This window comes from Streptomyces sp. NRRL S-350, assembly GCF_000719705.1.
Classification (GTDB): Bacteria; Actinomycetota; Actinomycetes; order Streptomycetales; family Streptomycetaceae; genus Kitasatospora.
Genome location: NZ_JOHO01000243.1, coordinates 1 through 224, shown reverse-complemented (window position 1 = coordinate 224; position 224 = coordinate 1). Strand labels below are relative to the sequence as shown.

At 72.3% G+C, this 224-nt stretch carries 1 protein-coding gene; it reads left to right on the top strand.

Going from position 1 to position 224, the window contains the following annotated elements:
• On the top strand, window positions 1-224 hold a 224-nt coding region (locus IF30_RS0140745), incomplete at both ends, for an RICIN domain-containing protein (RefSeq protein WP_030248472.1).

Here is a 224-nt window from a genome sequence, read left to right as displayed (position 1 = left end):
GACGCTCGTCCCGGTCGCCGGGTCCGGCGCCGTGCAGCTGGTGTCGGTCAACAGCGGCAAGTGCCTGGACGTGACCGGGGCCTCCACGGCCGACGGCGCGCAGATCGTCCAGTGGTCCTGCGGCACCGACAAGCCGAACCAGCAGTGGACGCTCGTCCCGGTCGCCGGGTCCGGCGCCGTGCAGCTGGTGTCGGTCAACAGCGGCAAGTGCCTGGACGTGACCG